The sequence below is a fragment of the Paracoccus contaminans genome (assembly GCF_002105555.1).
Lineage (GTDB): Bacteria > Pseudomonadota > Alphaproteobacteria > Rhodobacterales > Rhodobacteraceae > Paracoccus > Paracoccus contaminans.
This window is the reverse complement of sequence record NZ_CP020612.1, coordinates 785891-804420: the sequence shown is the minus strand read 5'-3', so window position 1 is coordinate 804420 and position 18530 is coordinate 785891. Positions and strand designations below refer to the sequence as shown.

The following is an 18530-nucleotide window of genomic DNA, read 5'->3' as shown; positions in this document are numbered from 1 at the left end:
CAGAGGGCCTCATGGTCCGTCCCCTTGCGCGGGACGCGCCGCTCAGCCGCGATTGAACAGGCGCAGGATCAGCAGCAGGATGATGGCGCCGATGGCCGAGAAGATGATCGAGCCGATGATGCTGGTGCCGACCACGGCGTTGTCGACCGTCGCCGGGGCGGCGCCCAGGTTCCAGCCCAGCGCCGGGAACAGCCAGTTCGCCAGCAGGCCGCCGACGATGCCGACCACGATATTCATCAGGGTGCCCTGGCCATGGCCCTTGACGACCTGTCCGGCGATCCAGCCTGCGATGGCGCCGATGATGATGGCAATGATGAAGCCCATTGTGAGTTCCTTTTCAAACGCTTCGCGCGCCGAAAGTGGCGGCGGTTACGCCGTCTCAACCGCAACCATGTGCACAGGTTCCGGCCCGGCGGCGCCTTTGGGCCAAGTCGGGGTTTCCTGTCGCGGGGTGCGACAAAATTGCCACATCTCACGGCCGCTCAAAATATCGCGGGCGCGGCATTTATGTCACGCCAGGGCGCGGGGCCGGGCACAAAACTTGACGCTCGGGGGGATTGACGGCGTATGGCGGAATCCTGCCGCGATCTCCGAACTGCTCGTCGGGCGATTCGCGCGGCTTTCTTGCCACCTGCGGCCGCCATGCCGAAAACCCGAGGAATTGTCTGCGATGCGTATCGCCTCTGCTGTCCTTCTGGCCTGCGCCCTGGGCGTTGCCGCCTGCGGCCCCGAACCGGTCGTGCAGGCCCCCGCCGCCAGCATGCCGGTGCCCGACTATTATCAGTCGCGCACCGAAAGCGGCCCCAATGGCGAGCCGCTCGAGATCAAGGCCGTCAAGCCGGCCTATCTGCGCGAACGCAATGTGCGCGCCCAGGTGCCCTATAACGGCCCCGACGCGCCCGGCACCATCGTCGTCGATCCCTATGCCCGCTTCCTGTATCTGGTCGAACCGGGCGGGATGGCCACCCGCGTCGGCATCGCCGTGGGCAAGGCCGGCCTCGGCTTTGCCGGCGAGGCGACGATCAAGCGCAAGGCCCGGTGGCCCAGCTGGACCCCCACCGCCAACATGGTCGCAACCGAGCCGGAACTGTATGGCGCGGTCAAGAACGGCCTTCCGGGCGGTCTGACCAACCCCCTGGGGCCGCGGGCGCTGTATCTGTATCAGGGCAATGTGGACACAATGTATCGCATCCACGGCACCGTCGATCCGTCCTCGATCGGCAAGGCCACCTCGGCGGGGTGCATCCGGCTGTTCTCGCAGGACATCATCGACCTGTTCGACCGGGTTCCGCTCGGCACCCATGTCAAGGTGCGCACCCAGTCGGAATCGCTGGCGCTGGAGGGGCCGCTGAACGAAACCCCGGACGGCTATCTGGAGCCGGCCGGCGCCCCCGCGGCGGTTCAGGCATCGGCGGCGCCGGTCGTCGTGGCGGGCGGCGCCCTGCCCAACTGAGGGGCGGAGCGGCAGCGTCCCGGCCGGCAGGTGGCCATGGCCGGGACGTTTACCCGCCTGGGCGGTTCGTATAGGCTGGGCGCATCATCACCCAGCGCCGCTCTGCGGCGATCGAGCCCGAGGATCGTCCCATCATGGTCAGACAGACGACTGCTTTGCCCGGCACCGATCGGCCGGACACGGCCGTGCTTGTGGAAAAATCGCGCCAGCCTGCCTTGGGCAAGCATGCCGACCGCACGCTGAATGGCCTGGTGCGCAAGCTTGAGGCGGCGGTCGCGGCTGCGGGGGACGACGCCGATCTGGCCGCTGCCCTGCGCCGCGTCCGGGCCGAGGTGAAAAGGCGCCTGGCAAGCAACGGCGCCGATCAGGCGCCCCGCAAGGCCGCGGCCGGGCAGCAGGCCGGCGTTGCGGGCCGCGACGGCAAGGCAGAGCCGCGCGCGGCGGTCAGCCCGCCGCGCATGGCCCCCGCAGCCGCCGAGGACATGCCCGATCTGCCGCCCGCCGCCCTTCGCCTCGGGGGCTCCCCTTCGCCCGATGTCCTGCCGCGCGCCGTCACCGGCAGCGGGGTTGTGGAACGGAGCGGCAAGGGCGACAAGAAGGACAGCGCCGCGAAGGCTGCCGAAAAGGCCGACGCCAAGGCCCGCAAGGAAGCCGAAAAGGCCGAGCGCAAGCGCGTCAGGCAGGCCGAGAAGGCCGAGCGCAAGCGCGTCAAGGAAGCCGAAAAATCCGAACGCAAGGCCGCGCGCAAGGCGGAACGCAAGGCCAGCAAGCTGGCGGCGCAGAAGCCTGATGGAAAGCAAGACGACGCCTGACGCTCATGCGCGCCCTGTCGGCCCCGCCGCGATGGGCGCAGGGCGGTTTCCCTGTGCGGGCCAGTCTGGTAGATCGCGCATGACAGCTTTGACGAGGGCCGCCATGCGCTGGATTGTCGGGATCGCCGCTTGCGGACTGGGGTTGGGGCTGGGCGCTGCCTGGTCGGCGGACGATGCTTTGGCCCCGGCGCCTGCGTCAGAGATGCCGGCCCCGGTTCCCGGCACGGCCCCGACCCCCCGGATGGCGGCAGGCAATGCTGGTGGGGCAGGCGTAACCGCCGCGCCCGCATCGACCCCGCCCGCCGCTGCGCCCGCTGCGGGGGCCGAGGCCCCTGCGCAGCCGCCCGCCGCAGTCCCCGCGCCGGTTGCCGCCAAGGCGCCAGCCCCCAGCGACGCGACCATCCCGGCCCAGGCGCCCGCCCCCGGCGAAGCGCCTGCCCCGGCCGAGCCGTCCATCCAGAAGGCGCCCGCCCCTGGCGACGCGCCCGCTCTCGTCCCCACCGGTCCGGCACCGGCGGAGCCGGCCGTGCTTTCGCCCGCCGCGCCGCCGGCTCTGGCCGAGATGGCTCACGGTCCGCTGCTGCCGGGATCTGCAGGCGCTTCGGCACCCGCGCCGGCCGAGGCGGCGACGGCGGAGCCTGCGGGGGACGATGCCTCGCTTGATGCGCTGGCATCAAGCCCCGCGGCCCCGGCCGCCTCCTCTGCCCCCGTTGGGTCGACTGCACCGCCCCCCGCCGCGGACAAGGCGCGCACGGCACAGGGGCCGCAGATGCCCCCCAAGGAGGATGGCGCCCGCCGCTGCACCGTCGATGGGCGCAGCTGCATTGCCGCCAAGACCTATGTCGCCGATGTGTGCCGCGTGATCGAAACCGCGGCTGCCGAAAACCGGCTCGACCCCAACTTCCTTGCCCGGCTGCTGTGGAAGGAATCGATGTTCGAGCCGGAGGCCGTCTCGCCCGTCGGGGCGCTGGGCATTGCCCAGTTCATGCCGGAAACCGCCCGCATCAGAAAGCTGGACGATCCGTTCAACCCCGCCAAGGCGATTCATGCCTCGGCCGCCTATCTGCGTTATCTGATCGACGGCTTCGGCAATATGGGCCTGGCGGCCGTCGCCTATAACGGGGGCGAGGCGCGGGCCCTGCGCTTTTACAATGGCGGGCAGGTGCTGCCCTTCGAGACACAGGATTATGTCGAGGCCATCACCGGGCACAATGCCTGGAAATGGCGCGACGAGCCGCCCGCGGCTCTCGACATCCGCCTGGACAAGGACAGACCGTTCCACGACGCCTGCATGAAGCTGGCGCGCAACCGCACGCTCAAGGAGTTCACCACCAAGGCCCGCGCCTGGCCATGGGGCGTGATCCTGGCTGCCCATCCGCAGCAGTCGGGCGCCCAGCAACAGGTCAACCGCCTGAACCGGCAGCTGCGCCCGATCCTGGGCGGCAAGCGGGTGAGCTATGTGCGCAAGGCCGTGGGCGGGGCGGGCAGGCGGCTTTATACGGCGCAGATCGGCTATTCCTCGCGCGGCGAGGCAAACGCCTTCTGCCTGCAGTTCCGCGCCCTTGGCGGGCGCTGCATCGTCCTGAAGAACTGAAGGGCGGGGCGGCGGCGGTCGGGCGCCTTCGGGACGCTGAAGGCCCGCAAGCCCCTCCTGGCGGGCCGCGCGCCCATGCGGCTGATCCTGATGGCGGCCATGCAGCCCCTGTCCGGCTAGCCGCCTTAACCCCTTGCGCACCGGGCTGCGCGACAGGCCGGCATCCCGGCGATCTTTGACCTGCCAGAGGCGGGCCGGGGGCCGGACGCCCGGTCGGGATGCGACAGCGCAGGTCGGCACGGGCGCGCTCGCGCTTGTCGGGCGGTCTGCGCCGATGCCCCCCGAAAGCCTGAGGCAGGATGGGCCGGACCGGGCAGGCAGGCCAGCCTGCAAAGGCGGATCAATCAGGAAAGGCAGTCCAGCCCGCTGAGGCGGCTTGTCGTTGAAGGCAGGCCAGTCTGCGCAGCGCGTGCATCCGGCACCGCAGAAGCTAGCCGCAGCGTGAAACAGCCCCCCTCAGCCGGCCCATGCAGTCCTGTGCCTGTGCGTGCAGGCGCAGCCAGGCCCATGCCGGTACGAGCAGGCCCTTGCAGGCGGGTCCAGGCGAAGGGGGCAGGCGAGGGGGCCAAAGCGAGACGGAGCCAAGCAAGGCATGGCCAAGCGACGCATTGCCCGCCAGGCTGGATGCGGGCGGTGCCGACCCCAGCGCGCTCAGGCCCGGGGCAGCGGGGCGCGATCTGACAGGCAGGGGCCGGCCGCACGGATTGGCAGGACGGGACCGGCGCGCAGCATGTCATCCGCCGGTCCCGCAGGGTTCATTCGCGCCAGTGCACCTTGCTCAGATCATTGGCAGGCGAGGGGGCGTTCGCCCACAGCCCTTCGATCCGCGCGTCAGCCACCCCCGTCTTGGCAAGCTGGAACAGATAGGCGGCCGGGTGGTCTGCGGCCAGCTTTTCCTGCGCCTGCTTGAGGATGTCGCTCCGCTCGGCCAGGGTCAGTGCGGCTTTCAGCCGCTCCATCAGGGCGCGGTAATCGGCGTTGTCATAACCGATGTAATAGCCCTCGCGCGCATAGATATCGAGGTCCATCGGCTCGACATGGCTGACGATGGTCAGGTCGAAGTCGTGGTTCTTGTGGACCTGTTCCAGCCACTGCGCCCATTCCATGTTGGTCGTCTCGGTCTCGATCCCGACATCGCGCAATTCGGCCGCCACGATCTCGCCCCCGCGGCGGGCATAGGGGGGCGGGGGCAGGGCCAGCCGCAGCTTGAGCCCCGAAACGCCGGCCTCGGCCAGCAGCGCCCGGGCCCGCTCGGGATCATGCGGGGTCTTGGCGACCAGATCGACGTAATCGGGGTTGTGGGGGGCGAAATGGCTGCCGATCGGGGTGCCATAGCCGAACATGGCGCCGTCGATGATCGCCTGCCGGTCAACGGCCAGGGCGATCGCCTCGCGCACCTTGGGGTTGTCCAGCGGCTTGTTGCGGTTGTTCATCGACAGGATCGTCTCGCCCTCGGTCGTGCCGACGATCACCTGAAAGCGCGGATCGGCCTTGATCTGGTCCAGCGTTTCGGGCGCGGGATAGATCGGGAAGGCGTCGACATCCCCCGCCATCATTGCCGCGAAGGCAGCGGTCGGATCGGAAATGAACCGGAAGGTCGCCGATTTCAGCGCCGGCTTTTCGCCCCAGTATCCGTCAAAGGCCGCCAGCGTGACGTGATCGCCCTGTACCCATTCGCCGAACCGGAACGGGCCGGTGCCGACCGGATGCGTCGCATCCGTGGCGGCCGAGGCCGGGTCCAGCATCGCCGCATCGCCCCAGGCCATCTTCCACGGGAACAGCCCGTCCGGCTCCTTCAGCGTGACGCGTACCAGATCGGGCGACAGCGCCTCGACAGCGGTGATGTCGGCGAACAGCTGCTTTTGCGGGTTGGTCGAATCGGGCGCGCGGGCGCGGTCCAGCGAGAACACCACGTCCGATGCGTCAAAGTCGGCGCCGTCATGGAACCTGACGCCCTTGCGCAGATGGAACTCATAGACCTTGCCGCCGTCCTTGGCTTCCCACGATTCGGCCAGGCTGGGCACGATTGTCCCGTCGGGGGCAAAGCGGGTCAGCCCTTCGAACAGGTTGGCATAGGTGATCTCGTCGATGGCCGCGGCGGCGTTTGCCGTGGGGTCGAGGCCCGGCGGCTCGAGCACCATGCCGAGGCGGATCATGTCCTGCGCTGCCATCGCCGGCGCGGCAAGGCAGGCAAGCGCGGCGGCACTTGTCAGAAGTCGTTGAAACATCAGCATCCCCATGCGGCCGCTGCGGCCGTCTTGCGAGAGCCTAGGCGCGCCGATGCCCCTCGATCAAGCGCGCCGATGCTGGGGGATCAACTGCTGTGCCGCGCCTGCCAGCATCAGCCACAGCGACGTGACCATCAGCCCCCACAGCGCCCAGCTCTGCGGATGAAAGCCGACCATGATCGCCCAGCACGCGCAGACCACCCAGGCCCCTGCCATCGGCAGCGAAACCGCCCGCCAGCGTTCGGTGCGCACCGGATGGATGAACTTGATCGGCAGGAACATCGCCACCGTCAGCGGGATCACCACCCCCAGGATCACCCAGTAGGACGGTTTGAGCGCGAACAGCACCAGCACGACCATGTTCCAGCAGGCCGGAAAGCCCGCAAAGCTGTTGTCCACCGTCTTCATCCGCGTGTCGGCCATGTAGATGATGGACCCGTAGACGATGGCGATGATGCACACCCATCCCGTCCAGCCCGGCAGCAGGCCCGACTTGAACAGCGCAAAGGCCGGGATGAAGATGTAGGTGATGTAGTCGATCATCAGATCCATCACCACGCCGTCATAAGTCGGCCAGTTGTCCTTGACCCGATAGCGGCGCGCCAGCGGCCCGTCGATGCCGTCAACGACCAGCGCCACGATCAGCCAGGCGAACATCGTGGACCAGCGGCCCTCGACTGCGGCAAGCAGGGCCAGCATCGACAGGACCGCGCCGGTCGCGGTGAACAGATGGACCCCCAGGGCCTTGAAACGCAGGTTCATGGCGCCTTGTCGCATCAGCATGCAGACAGCGCAACCTCAGCCCGGCGGGATGGGCAGGGCGGTGGTGGCCTTCATTTCCTCCATCGACAGCAGGGCGGTCACGTTCTGGATGCGGATCTCTGAAATCAGCGACTGGTAGAAGCGGTCATAGGCGCGCGCATTGCGCACCACGACCTTGAGGATATAGTCGATATCGCCGGCCAGGCGGTGCGCCTCGATCACCTCGGGGCGGGTGCGCAGCGCCGCGAGAAAGCGGGCGGCCCAGTCCGCATCATGCTCGACTGTGCGGATCAGAACGAAAAAGCATGCCTCAAGCCCCAGCGCCTCGGCATCCAGCAGGGCGACCTGCCGGCGGATCACCCCCTGCTCGCGCATCCTGCGGATGCGGTTCCACACCGGCGTGCGCGAAGCGCCGACACGGGTGGCGATCTCCTCGAGCGGCAGGCTGGCGTCCTGTTGCAGCAGGGACAGTATCTTGCGATCCAGCTCATCCAGCCGGACAGCATCGCGGTCGGGGGCGGTCATGGGGAAAGGTCTTCCTTGAAACGGGCCTTTCGGCACGGATTGCGTCCTTATTTCCCCGCGGCTCTGGCGGGGTGCAACATGTTTTTCCTATTCTCTGTGATGTTGCCCGAAAGGATGCCGCCATGTCCAAGACCTTCGTTCCATCGCCCCGAACCCCCGCGGTGCTGACCGCGAACGATCTGCGCGGCGGGCACTGCGTCTGGATGGGGCAGGGCGGCTGGACCACGGATGCGGGCGCGGCGATCCTTTATGACGACCCCGCATCGGCCGATGCCGCGCTGGCCGCCGCCCAGGCGCAGGGCGGCATCGTGGTCGGCCCCTATCTGGTCGAGGCGGTGGTGGACGACGCGGGCCGCCCCGCGCCCGCCCATTTCCGCGAGGCCTTCCGCCAGGCCGGCCCCTCGACCGAGCCTGCCGCCCGCCACCCCGCCCGGTTCGACGAGGCCGCCCATGCTTGATGCCGCCGAGCCCCGATCCTATCTGCACCACCGCGCGGCCCAGTTCCGCGCCCAGGTCGCCCGCCGTCTGGACGGCAGCCTGACCGAGGACGAGTTCCGCCCCTTGCGGCTGATGAACGGCGTCTATCTGCAACTGCACGCCTATATGCTGCGCGTCGCCATTCCCTATGGCACGATCAGCCCCGGCCAGCTGCGCGGGCTGGCCCAGATCGCCGACCGCTGGGACCGCGGCTATGGCCATTTCACCACCCGCCAGAACATGCAGTTCAACTGGCCGCGGCTGGTGGACATCCCCGACATGCTGGACGTGCTGGCCGATGTGGGGCTGCACGCGATCCAGACCTCGGGCAACACCATCCGCAACGTGACCACCGACGCCTTTGCCGGTGCCGCCGCCGACGAGGTCGCGGACCCCCGCCCCTGGGCCGAGCTGCTGCGCATCTGGTCCACCGACCATGCCGAGTTCCAGTTCCTGCCGCGCAAGTTCAAGATCGCCGTCTCGGGCGGCGCGCGGGACCGGGCGGTGATCCCGGCCCATGACATCGGCCTGCGCCTGCGCCGGCAGGAGGGCGAGCTGGGCTTTCAGGTCTGGATCGGCGGGGGGCTGGGGCGCACGCCGCTGCTGGGCAGTGTGGTGCGCGAATTCCTGCCCGCGCCCGACCTGCTGCCCTATGTCGAGGCCATCCTGGCCGTCTATAATCTCAGCGGGCGGCGCGACAACAAATACAAGGCGCGCATCAAGATCACCGTGGCCGAGCGCGGGCTGGACGTGCTGCGGGCCGAGATCGAGGACGAGTTCGCCCGCCGCCGCGCGGTGTTCCGCGGCGTCGATCTCGACCTGCTGGCAGGGCTTGAGGCGCGCTTTGCCGCGCCCGCGTTCCGCGCGGCGGATGATGCGGCCTTTGACGCGGAATATGCCGCGAACCCGGCCTTCCGGTCCTTTGCCGACACGAACCTGTCGGCGCATCGCGCGGCCGGCCATGCCAGCGTGACCATCACGCTCAAGGCGCCAGGGGCCACGCCGGGGGATTGCACGGCCGACCAGATGCGGCTGATCGCAGATCTGGCCGAACGCCATGCCTATGGCGACATCCGCATCGCTCATGATCAGAATGTCGTGCTGCCCCATGTCCATCGGGCCGAGCTGCCCGCGCTTCATGCCGCGCTGCGCGGCGCGGGGCTGGCGACGGCCAATGCCGGGCGCATCACCGACATCGTGTCCTGCCCCGGCATGGATTTCTGCACCCTTGCCACCGCCCGTTCGGTTCCGATCGCGCAGGAACTGGCCGCCTATGTGCGCACCCGCGATCTGGAGGACGAGATCGGCGCCTTCGACCTGCGCATCTCGGGCTGCATCAATGCCTGCGGGCACCATCACCTGGGCCATGTCGGCATCCTGGGGCTGGACCGGGCGGGGGTGGAAAACTATCAGATCACCTTGGGCGGCGACGGCTATGAGATGCCCGCGATCGGCGAGCGTGCCGGGGCCGGTTTTCCCTATGACGAGGTCGTGCCCGCCATCGGCCGCCTGATCGACGCCTATCTGGCCCTGCGCGAGGCGCCCGAGGAGCGGTTCATCGACGCGCTGCGCCGGCTTGGCCCTGCGCCCTTCCGCGCCGCGCTCTACCCCGAGGCCGCGCATGCTTGACCTGAGCCTGGCCGAACGGGTGGCGGCGCTGAACGCCCGCTATCGCAACCACGCGGCCGTGCAGGTGCTGCGCCACGCGCTGGCCGACCCCGATCTGGGGCGGGTGGCACTGGTATCCTCGTTCGGGGCCGAATCGGTCGTGCTGCTGCATCTGCTGTCGGTCACCTCGCCCCATACGCCGGTGCTGTTCATCGATACGGGCATGCTGTTTCCCGAGACGCTGGACTATCAGCGCGCCATCGCCGAACGCCTGCCCCTGACCGACATCCGCGTGATCGGCGCCAGCGACGCCGAAATCGCGGCGGGCGATGCCGGCGGCACGCTGCACCGGCGCGACACCGATGCCTGCTGCAACCTTCGCAAGGTGGTGCCGCTGGAACGGGCGCTGGCCGATTTCGACGGCTGGATCACGGGGCGCAAGCGGTTCCAGGGCGGGCAGCGCGAGGAGATCGACTTCTTCGAGGTCGAGGCGCCCGGCCGCATCCGCGTCAACCCGCTGGCCCATTGGCGCCCGCAGGACCTCGTTGACTACATGGACGAAAACGCGCTGCCCCGGCACCCGCTGGTGGCGCGGGGCTATCCCTCGATCGGCTGCGCGCCCTGCACCTCGCCGGTGGCGCCGGGCGAGGATCCGCGTTCGGGACGCTGGCGCGGGCAGGCCAAGACCGAATGCGGCATCCATTTCATCGGCGGCAGGATCGTGCGCGGCCCCGTGGCGGCGCCCGATGCCCCGGACGCCAACCCCGAGCCAGACCAGGTGCCGATCGCCGCGACCGTGCCCGCCCATCCCCCCATCGACGCGCAGCCGGGCACCCCGGCCGCGCAGGATCGTTCCGAGGATCAGATCGTGACCACCCCCATGCCTGCCGCCATCCTTCCGCTGCGCGACGAGCCGGTGCTGGTGCGCGATGACGGCTTTCACCCGGTCGAGGGCGAGCCGCATGTCTCGCTGCCGCCCGACACCGATCCGGGGGTGCTGGGCCAGTATCTGAACGCGGGGCTGATCGCGGTCGAATTCCCCGCGATGACGGATGGGCGCGGCTTCAGCCTGGCGCGCATCCTGCGCGAGCTTGGCTATGGCGGGCGCATCCGCGCCACCGGGGCGCTGATCGCTGACCAGTATGCGATGGCCCGCCGCGTCGGCATCGACGAGGTCCAGATACCCGCCGCGCTGGCCCGCCGCCAGCCCGCCGCGCAATGGCTCGCCCGTGCCGACTGGCGCGACTGGGACCACCGCGCGCGCCTGGCGGGCTAGCCGCGGCCGCGCTTTTCCCCTAGATCATCCCGGACCCCGAACCATGACGCTGGATATCCCCGTGGCCGACGAGCCGAAATCGACCGCCAACCTGATGCCGGATGCGCAGATCGTCACGGCCGTCCGCCACTGGACGGACCGGCTGTTTTCCTTTCGCGTGACGCGCCCGGCCAGCCTGCGTTTCCGTTCGGGCGAATTCGTGATGATCGGCCTGCCCGGCGAAGGCGGCAAGCCGATCCTGCGCGCCTATTCCATCGCCTCGCCCAGCTGGGACGACGAGCTGGAATTCTATTCCATCAAGGTGCCTGACGGGCCGCTGACCAGCCGCCTGCAGCATATCCGGCCGGGCGACCAGATCATCCTGCGCCCCAAGCCGGTCGGCACGCTGGTGCTCGATGCGCTGCTGCCGGGCAAGCGGCTGTGGTTCCTGGCCACGGGCACCGGCCTTGCGCCCTTCGCCAGCCTGATGCGCGACCCCGAAACCTTCGAGCGCTATGAGCAGGTGGTGATGATGCACACCTGCCGCGAGGCGGGCGAGCTGGACTATGGCCGCGAGCTGGTCGGATCGCTTAGGCACGACCCGCTGCTGTCCGAGATGTTCGGCGAGGGCTTTGCCGAGCGGCTGCTGTATTACCCCACCACCACGCGCGAGCAGGGCGCGCGCATGGGCCGCATCACCGACAACCTGACCTCGGGCAAGGTGTTCGCCGATCTGGGACTGCCGCCCATGAACCCGGCCGAGGATCGGGCCATGGTCTGCGGCAGCCTTGCCTTCAACGTGGATGTCAAGGCCGTGCTGGAAGGCTTCGGCCTGGCAGAGGGCGCCAACAGCGAGCCGCGCGAATTCGTCGTCGAAAAGGCCTTTGTCGGCGAGGGCATCTGAGCGGACGCAGCCTGGCTACCCGTGCCCTGCCGGGGTCACTAACATATGTCGTGGCAACCCATGTCACGCCCCGGCGGTTGACCTCTCATCGAACCCAGCCGATGAGGTTACCCCCATGAAGATCGCTATCCTTGCAGCCACCCTGGCTGTCAGCGCCGCCACGGCGCTTGGCGCGCAGACCGCAACCGGCACCGCCTCGGGTGCGGCAGGCGGATCGTCCGACGGCATGTCCTCGGGCATGACGGGCACCAATGCGGGCGCCAGCATGACCAGCAGCGGCATGACCGACGCCGGCGCCGCCAGCAATGCCAGCGCGGCAGGCAGCGGCGTGACCGGGGCATCGGGCACCGGCACCACCGGCAACGGTGTTGCTGCGGATACCGCCGGCAGCGCCGGGGCCGGCATGGCCACCAGCGCCGGCCAGCCCGCCAATACGGCCGGCACCAATGCCGCCGCCCCCGTCCAGGGCGCAGCGGCTGTCCAGATGCAGCCCCTGCCCGCCCAGGATTTCGTCACCGCCGCAGCCAGCGGCGGCCTGTTCGAGGTTGAATCGAGCAAGCTGGCGCTGGAGCGCAGCAAGTCGGACGCCGTCAAGCAGTTCGCCCAGATGATGATCGCCGATCACAGCAAGGCCAATGACGAGCTGAAGGCGATCGCCACTGACGCCAAGCTGGAGGTTCCTGCTGTGCCCGCGGGCGCGCCGGCCGAGCATCTCAAGGCCGTGCAGGATGCCTCGGATGCCGATTTCGACCGCACCTACCTGATGCATCAGGACCAGGCGCATGACGAAACGCTGGCGCTGTTCACTGCGCAGGCGGGCGCCACCAGCACGCCGGAACTGGCCGCCTTTGCCGCCAAGACGCTGCCGACGCTGAAAATGCACGCCGAGCACGTCAAGAAGCTGGTCAAGTAAGCCTGCTTCGGCCGCAGACCGGGGGCGCCGCAACCAGCAGGGGGCGGCGCCCCTTTCCTGTGCAGCGGTCCCGCCGGGCGACGGCGCGACATTGACACCCCCCGGCAGGGTGCCCATGTTGCCGGCCCGAATCCCGTGGGAGGTCAGCCATGCCCGTCGTCGTCGTCGAATCCCCGGCAAAGGCCAAGACGATCAACAAGTATCTGGGTGACGACTACACCGTGCTGGCGTCCTTCGGGCACGTCCGCGACCTGCCGCCCAAGGACGGATCGGTCGATACCGACGCCGATTTCGCCATGAAGTGGGAGGTCGCCGCCGACAGCCGCAAGCACGTCAAGGCGATCAAGGACGCGCTGGCGTCAGACCCCAACCTGATCCTGGCCACCGACCCCGACCGCGAGGGCGAGGCGATCAGCTGGCACCTGCGCGAGGCGCTGGCGAGCAGCCTGAAAAAGGCGCAGGTCAGCCGCGTGACCTTCAACGCGATCACCAAATCGGCCGTGACCGAGGCGATGAAGGCCCCGCGCGAGATCGACCAGCCGCTGGTCGATGCCTATCTGGCGCGCCGGGCTCTGGATTATCTGGTGGGCTTCAACCTCTCGCCGGTGCTGTGGCGCAAGCTGCCGGGCGCGAAATCCGCGGGCCGCGTCCAGTCCGTCGCCCTGCGCATCATTGTGGACCGCGAGATGGAGATCGAGGCCTTCCGCGCCCGCGAATACTGGACCGTCCACGCCATGCTGGCGACCCCGGCGGGGCAGGAATACCGCGCCCAGCTGGTCAGCTATGCCGGGAAAAAGCTGGAACGCTATGACCTGGCGGACGAGCAGGCCGCGCGGCTGGCGGTCGCGGCGGTGGAAAGCCGCGACCTGACCGTGACCTCGGTCGCCAGCAAGCCGGCGAGCCGCAACCCCTGGCCGCCCTTCATGACCTCGACCCTGCAACAGGAGGCCTCGCGCAAGCTGGGCCTTGGCGCGCGGGCCTGCATGTCGGCGGCCCAGCGGCTCTATGAGGCGGGCCATATCACCTATATGCGGACTGACGGCATCGACATGGCGCCCGAGGCGGTGATGGCCGCGCGCGATGCGATCAGGGCGCGCTTCGGCACGGAATATGTCCCGGCATCGCCGCGGATATACAAGAACAAGGCCAAGAACGCCCAAGAGGCGCATGAATGCATCCGCCCGACCGACATGATGCTGTCCCCCGACAAGCTGAATGTCGAGCCGGAACAGCGCAAGCTGTATGACCTGATCTGGAAGCGCACGCTCGCATCCCAGATGGAGGCCGCGCGGATCGAGCGCACCACCGTCGAGATCGCGAGCGCCGACGCTCAGGTGGGCCTGCGCGCCACCGGCAGCGTCATGCTGTTCGACGGCTTCCTGCGCGTCTATGACCAGGGCCTTGACGACGATGAGGGCGAGGACAGCGCCCGCCTGCCGCAGATCGCGCAGGGCGAGGCCGCGCACAAGCGCGAGGTCGTCCCGGAACAGCATTTCACCCAGCCGCCCCCCCGCTATACCGAGGCGACTCTGGTCAAGCGGATGGAAGAGCTGGGGATCGGCCGCCCGTCCACCTATGCCAGCATCGTCACGACCATTCAGGACCGCGACTATGTCCGCAAGGACAGGAACCGCCTGATCCCCGAGGACAAGGGCCGGCTGGTGACGGCGTTCCTGACCCGCTATTTCCCGCGCTATGTCAGCTATGACTTCACCGCCGACATGGAGGGCGAGCTGGACGACATCAGTTCCGGCTCGCGCGAATACCGCGAGGTGCTGCGGCGGTTCTGGCGGGACTTCACCGCCGCGCTGGCCGACACCAGCGAGCTGCGCATCAGCGAGGTTCTGGCGGCGATCGACGAGGCGCTGGCCCCGCATCTGTATCCCGCCCGCGCCGATGGCGGCGATCCGCGCGAATGCCCGGTCTGCCATGCGGGGCGGCTGAACCTGAAAACCGCGCGGTCGGGCGGGGCGTTCATCGGCTGCTCGAACTATCCCGAATGCCGCTATACCCGGCCCATCTCGGGTGCCGAGGGCGAGGCGATGGTCGATACCGTCCTGGGGCTTGACCCGCAGGGCATCGAGGTCAGCCTGAAAAACGGCCGCTTCGGCCCCTATGTCCAGCGCGGCGAGGCGACCGCCGAGCAGCCCAAGCCGCCGCGCGCCTCGATCCCCAAGGGCTGGGACGCGGCCGGGATGGATCTGGAAAAGGCGTTGATGCTTCTGGACCTGCCGCGCCAGATCGGCCCCCATCCCGAGGACGGCGTGATGATCGAGGCGGCCATCGGCCGCTATGGCCCCTTCCTGAAGCACGGGCCGAAATACGCCAATCTGAGCGAGGTGGACGAGGTCTTCACCATCGGCATGAACCGCGCGGTCGAGCTGCTGGCCGCGCCGCCCCGCCGCGGCCGCGCCGCGCCCGCCGCGCCGCTGGCGAACTTGGGCGAGCATCCCGAGGGCGGCCCGGTGCAGGTGCTGAACGGGCGCTTCGGCCCTTATGTCAAATGGGGCAAGGTCAATGCCACGCTGCCCCGCGACCTTGCGCCCGAGGCGGTCACGATGGACCAGGCGCTCGACCTGATCGCCGCCAAGGCGGCCAGGGGCGGCAAGCCTGCCAAATCAGGGGCGCGGGCGGGCGCAACCGGGACTGCTGCCACCGGCAAGGCGGCCGCGAAGAAGGCACCGGCGAAGAAGGCATCAGCGGCAAAGCCCGCCAGGGCCGCCGCGGCAAAGGCCGCGGGCGCATCGCCTGCCAGGGACGGCGCGGCTGGGAAAACGGCGGCCGATGCCGCGCTGCCCGCCGCCAAGGGCCGCGCCGCCGCCAGGAAGGCCGCCCCCGCGGCGGCCGGTGAAGCGCCTGCGGCCAAGCCGCGCAAGGCGGCAGGTCGCGCCGCGGCCGCAGACGAGGCCCAAGGCGGCGCATCCGGCAAGGCGCCGGCGCGGCGCAGGGCCAAGGCCAAGGATGCAGGCGGCGGCGAGGGCGGCGCGGCATGATCACGCCAAGCTGATTGGCCGGCGGCTTGCAGGGGCGCGGGTGTGTCATGTTATAGTGTAACCACTGCAACCGCACAGTCACCGCAAAGGACATCATCGTGACCAGGCCCGCCGCTGCCCTCGCCCCCTTTCTTCTTGCCCTGTCGCTCATCGCTGGCCCGGCGCTGGCCGATCCCTCCGGGGCGGTGACGCACAGCCTCTATTCCTGCGCCGGCAACGAGACGCTGGATGTCGTCTATGTCACGCCCGACAGCGGCGACAGCTATGCCGTCGTGCTGGAAGAGGATGAGCTGTTGCCCATGGTGCAGGTCAGGTCCGCCTCGGGCGCGGTCTATGAGCCTGTCAGCCGCGACTACCAGTATCAGCTGGCGACCAAGGGCAACGAGGCGACGCTGTATGCCACCACGGACGGCAAGGAAGAGGCGGTCAAGAGCGACTGCAAGACCTCGGGCTGACCGCCCGGCTGTCCCCCCGGCGGGGCTGCGTTGACAGCCCCGGCCGGCAGGTGCAGAACGTTTGCCGACGAAAGCCATGGGGGGGCCATGAAAAAGATCTATGATACGGCGGATGCAGCCCTGGACGGCCTGCTGCGCGATGGGATGTCCATCGCCGCCGGGGGTTTTGGCCTCTGCGGCATCCCCGAACTGCTGATCGCCGCCATCCACAAGGCCGGCGTCAGGGACCTGACCATCGCCTCGAACAACTGCGGCGTGGACGGCTTCGGCCTCGGCATCCTGCTGGACAGCAAGCAGATCCGGAAGATGCAGTCGTCCTATGTCGGCGAGAATGCCGAGTTCATGCGCCAGTATCTGTCGGGCGAGCTGGAGCTCGAGTTCAACCCCCAGGGCACGCTGGCCGAACGGATGCGCGCCGGCGGCGCGGGAATCCCCGGTTTCTATACGAAAACCGGCGTCGGCACCGTCATCGCCGAGGGGAAAGAGGTCAAGACCTTCGACGGGCAGGATTACATCCTCGAACGCGGGATCGTCACCGACCTGTCCATCGTCAAGGCATGGAAGGCCGACGAGACGGGCAATCTCGTGTTCCGCAAGACCGCCCGCAACTTCAACGTGCCGGCTGCGACCTGCGGCAAGGTCTGCGTCGCCGAGGTCGAACAGATCGTCCCCGCCGGCAGCCTCGATCCCGACCACATCCACCTGCCGGGCATCTATGTCCACCGCCTGATCCAGGGACAGCACGAAAAGCGCATCGAACAGCGCACCGTCCGCAAGAGGGAGACCGCGTGATGGCCGAGGCAAGCAAGGGCTGGGACCGCAACCGGATGGCCGCCCGCGCCGCGCAGGAGCTTGAGGACGGCATGTATGTCAACCTCGGCATCGGCATCCCGACGCTGGTGGCGAACTATGTCGGCGACAAGGACATCACGCTGCAATCCGAAAACGGCATGCTCGGCATGGGTCCGTTCCCCTATGAGGGCGAAGAGGATCCCGACCTCATCAATGCCGGCAAGCAGACGATCACCGAACTGCCCCGCACCGCCTATTTCGACAGCGCGACCAGCTTTGCGATGATCCGCGGTGGCAAGATCGCCGCCGCCATCCTGGGCGCGATGGAGGTCGCCGAGAACGGCGATCTGGCGAACTGGATGATCCCCGGCAAGCTGGTCAAGGGCATGGGCGGCGCGATGGACCTGGTGGCGGGCGTCGGCCGGGTGATCGTGGTCATGGACCACACCAACAAGGCGGGCGAATCCAAGGTGCTGAAAGCCTGCACCCTGCCGCTGACCGGCAGGGGGGTGGTGGACCGCATCATCACCAATCTGGGCGTTCTGGACGTGGTCCCCGGCGGGCTGAGGATCGTCGAAACCGCCGACGGCGTGACCGAGGCCGAACTGCGCGCCGCGACCGAGGCCACCATCGTTGGCTGACACCGCCCGCGCGGTCCGCTGGGCCGATGGCGAGGGCAGGGGGCTGGAACACGGCCCACTCGCCCTCGGCCCCGCAGGGCCGGTGCTGGAAGGCGTGGTGAAGGGCGCGCGGCGCGGTGATTTCGGCAGGCATAACGGCCTGCGCGCCAATGGGCAGGGCCGCATACGCAAGGTGCGGGCCTGCTATACCGGCGGCGCCGACCTGCATGTCGGCGCCGATGAAAAGGCGCGCTGGCGGGACGAGACAGGGGGCCAATCGCTGCCGGATCTGGGCGCCTGCCCTGATGCGGCCATCGGGGCCAGCCCGGCCATCAATGCCCTGCCGATTCGCCGCCCTGGCCGGGCGTTGCGCGAGGCGGCCGAGATCAGGGTCGCCTGTGTCCCGCTGCACTCGCGGATGGGTGGCGCGTTCCTGCCCCGTCCCGCCCGGCAGCGTCATGCCCGGCTTGCGGATCGGCTGCGGCGCCATGAGGGGCTGTTTCGCAACGTCACTGCCGGCCTGCCGGTGGATGAGCCTGATCTTTTTCCATGCCATCCCTCCCTGCTTCGCCGCGCATGAAGCCCGAGGACATCGCCGCCCTGTTCACCGCGCCGGACGGCACCTTCCTGTGCGCCCGCTGGGCGCGGCCGGTGGCCCCGGTCGTGTTCGGGATGGACGATGCCTCGCTGGCGGTGTTCCGGGCGGCGCTGACGGCGGTGTTCGCCCATGCCCGCCATCCGCTGACCGACACCGATCCCGAGATGGGCGCGAACCTGATGGTCTTTGCCGTGGCCGAATGGGGGGCGCTTGCCGACGTGCCCGATCTCGACCGCCTGACGGGAATGGCGGATCTGCCCGCCCGGCTGACGGGGCAGGGGGCGCGCCATTACCGCCTGCTGCGCTTTGACGCGGGCGGGGGCATCCGCGCCTGCCTCAGCTTTCACCGGCTGGAGGATGGGGCGATCCATCCCGCGCGGCTGGGCGAATCCGTGGCCGTCAATGCCGCGCTGAGCTGGGCGCACCCTGTCAGCCCCAGCCCCGATCTGGCCCGGCTGATCCGCGCGGCCTATGACCGGCTGCTGCCGGACGCCGCGCGCGATGCCAGCCATGCCCTGCGCCTTGCCGCGCGGCTCTAGCC

Annotated in this window: 18 protein-coding genes and 1 pseudogene; 15 read left to right on the top strand and 4 right to left on the bottom strand. The window is 69.1% G+C overall.

From position 1 onward, the window contains the following. Nucleotides 1-42 precede the first annotated feature (42 nt). A complete protein-coding gene (locus B0A89_RS03890) occupies nt 43-324 on the bottom strand; it encodes a GlsB/YeaQ/YmgE family stress response membrane protein (protein ID WP_085377007.1) in 282 nt (93 codons plus the stop codon). Nucleotides 325-670: 346 nt separating this feature from the next. Here B0A89_RS03890 and B0A89_RS03885 point away from each other — a divergent pair, with 346 nt between their 5' ends. From B0A89_RS03885 to B0A89_RS03875, 3 genes are all read left to right on the top strand, one after another. Then, nucleotides 671-1453, top strand: coding sequence for a L,D-transpeptidase (locus tag B0A89_RS03885; RefSeq protein ID WP_085377006.1), 783 nt, complete (start codon nt 671-673; stop codon nt 1451-1453). A 134-nt stretch (nt 1454-1587) separates the two neighbouring features. Then, complete coding sequence (locus B0A89_RS03880) at nt 1588-2265, top strand: hypothetical protein (RefSeq protein ID WP_157115234.1); 678 nt, start codon at nt 1588-1590, stop codon at nt 2263-2265. A 769-nt stretch (nt 2266-3034) separates the two neighbouring features. Continuing rightward, on the top strand, nt 3035-3859 hold the full coding sequence (locus B0A89_RS03875; protein WP_085378737.1) for a lytic transglycosylase domain-containing protein: 825 nt from the start codon (nt 3035-3037) through the stop codon (nt 3857-3859). Nucleotides 3860-4614: 755 nt separating this feature from the next. Here the strand turns inward: B0A89_RS03875 and B0A89_RS03870 are convergent. The 3 genes from B0A89_RS03870 to B0A89_RS03860 all read right to left on the bottom strand — a co-directional run bounded on the left by B0A89_RS03870 (nt 4615) and on the right by B0A89_RS03860 (nt 7374). Beyond that, on the bottom strand, nt 4615-6087 hold the full coding sequence (locus B0A89_RS03870; protein WP_085378736.1) for an ABC transporter substrate-binding protein: 1473 nt from the start codon (nt 6085-6087) through the stop codon (nt 4615-4617). Between the two features lie 63 nt (nt 6088-6150). Beyond that, nucleotides 6151-6849, bottom strand: coding sequence for a CDP-alcohol phosphatidyltransferase family protein (locus B0A89_RS03865; RefSeq protein ID WP_085377004.1), 699 nt, complete (start codon nt 6847-6849; stop codon nt 6151-6153). 36 nt (nt 6850-6885) lie between these two features. Next, entirely contained in the window at nt 6886-7374 is a 489-nt protein-coding gene (locus tag B0A89_RS03860; protein ID WP_085377003.1) for an Lrp/AsnC family transcriptional regulator, read from the bottom strand. Between the two features lie 122 nt (nt 7375-7496). Between B0A89_RS03860 and B0A89_RS03855 the strand changes: the two genes are divergently transcribed. From B0A89_RS03855 to B0A89_RS03805, 12 genes and pseudogenes are all read left to right on the top strand, one after another. Continuing rightward, nucleotides 7497-7832 (top strand): DUF2849 domain-containing protein, encoded by a 336-nt coding sequence (locus tag B0A89_RS03855; RefSeq protein ID WP_085377002.1) that lies wholly within the window; start codon nt 7497-7499, stop codon nt 7830-7832. Then, nucleotides 7825-9480 carry a nitrite/sulfite reductase gene (locus tag B0A89_RS03850; protein WP_085377001.1) on the top strand — a complete coding sequence of 552 codons (1656 nt, stop codon included), beginning with the start codon at nt 7825-7827 and terminating at the stop codon, nt 9478-9480. The genes B0A89_RS03855 and B0A89_RS03850 overlap by 8 nt, the downstream gene beginning before the upstream one ends. Then, nucleotides 9473-10210 (top strand): annotated as a pseudogene (locus B0A89_RS15070) (phosphoadenylyl-sulfate reductase); the annotation flags it as partial. The gene B0A89_RS03850 and the pseudogene B0A89_RS15070, both read left to right, overlap by 8 nt. Before the next feature lie 129 nt (nt 10211-10339). Continuing rightward, entirely contained in the window at nt 10340-10735 is a 396-nt protein-coding gene (locus B0A89_RS15065) for a DUF934 domain-containing protein (protein WP_169712187.1), read from the top strand. Between the two features lie 43 nt (nt 10736-10778). Further along, entirely contained in the window at nt 10779-11618 is an 840-nt protein-coding gene (locus B0A89_RS03840; protein ID WP_085376999.1) for a ferredoxin--NADP reductase, read from the top strand. A 115-nt stretch (nt 11619-11733) separates the two neighbouring features. Further along, the gene (locus B0A89_RS03835; protein WP_085376998.1) at nt 11734-12531 is read left to right on the top strand and encodes a DUF4142 domain-containing protein; all 798 of its coding nucleotides are present in this window, start codon (nt 11734-11736) and stop codon (nt 12529-12531) included. A gap of 149 nt (nt 12532-12680) precedes the next feature. Continuing rightward, entirely contained in the window at nt 12681-15524 is a 2844-nt protein-coding gene (gene topA / locus B0A89_RS03830; protein WP_085376997.1) for a type I DNA topoisomerase, read from the top strand. 98 nt (nt 15525-15622) lie between these two features. Further along, the gene (locus B0A89_RS03825; RefSeq protein ID WP_085376996.1) at nt 15623-15979 is read left to right on the top strand and encodes an MliC family protein; all 357 of its coding nucleotides are present in this window, start codon (nt 15623-15625) and stop codon (nt 15977-15979) included. Between the two features lie 87 nt (nt 15980-16066). Continuing rightward, nucleotides 16067-16771, top strand: a complete 705-nt coding sequence (locus tag B0A89_RS03820) for a CoA transferase subunit A (protein ID WP_085376995.1) — start codon at nt 16067-16069, stop codon at nt 16769-16771. Further along, nucleotides 16771-17412 (top strand): CoA transferase subunit B, encoded by a 642-nt coding sequence (locus B0A89_RS03815; RefSeq protein WP_085376994.1) that lies wholly within the window; start codon nt 16771-16773, stop codon nt 17410-17412. The genes B0A89_RS03820 and B0A89_RS03815 overlap by 1 nt, the downstream gene beginning before the upstream one ends. Next, nucleotides 17405-17971, top strand: coding sequence for a putative glycolipid-binding domain-containing protein (locus tag B0A89_RS03810; RefSeq protein ID WP_085376993.1), 567 nt, complete (start codon nt 17405-17407; stop codon nt 17969-17971). The genes B0A89_RS03815 and B0A89_RS03810 overlap by 8 nt, the downstream gene beginning before the upstream one ends. After that, entirely contained in the window at nt 17968-18528 is a 561-nt protein-coding gene (locus B0A89_RS03805; protein WP_085376992.1) for a hypothetical protein, read from the top strand. Before B0A89_RS03810 ends, B0A89_RS03805 begins: the two co-directional genes overlap by 4 nt. The last annotated feature ends 2 nt before the right edge of the window (nt 18529-18530 follow it).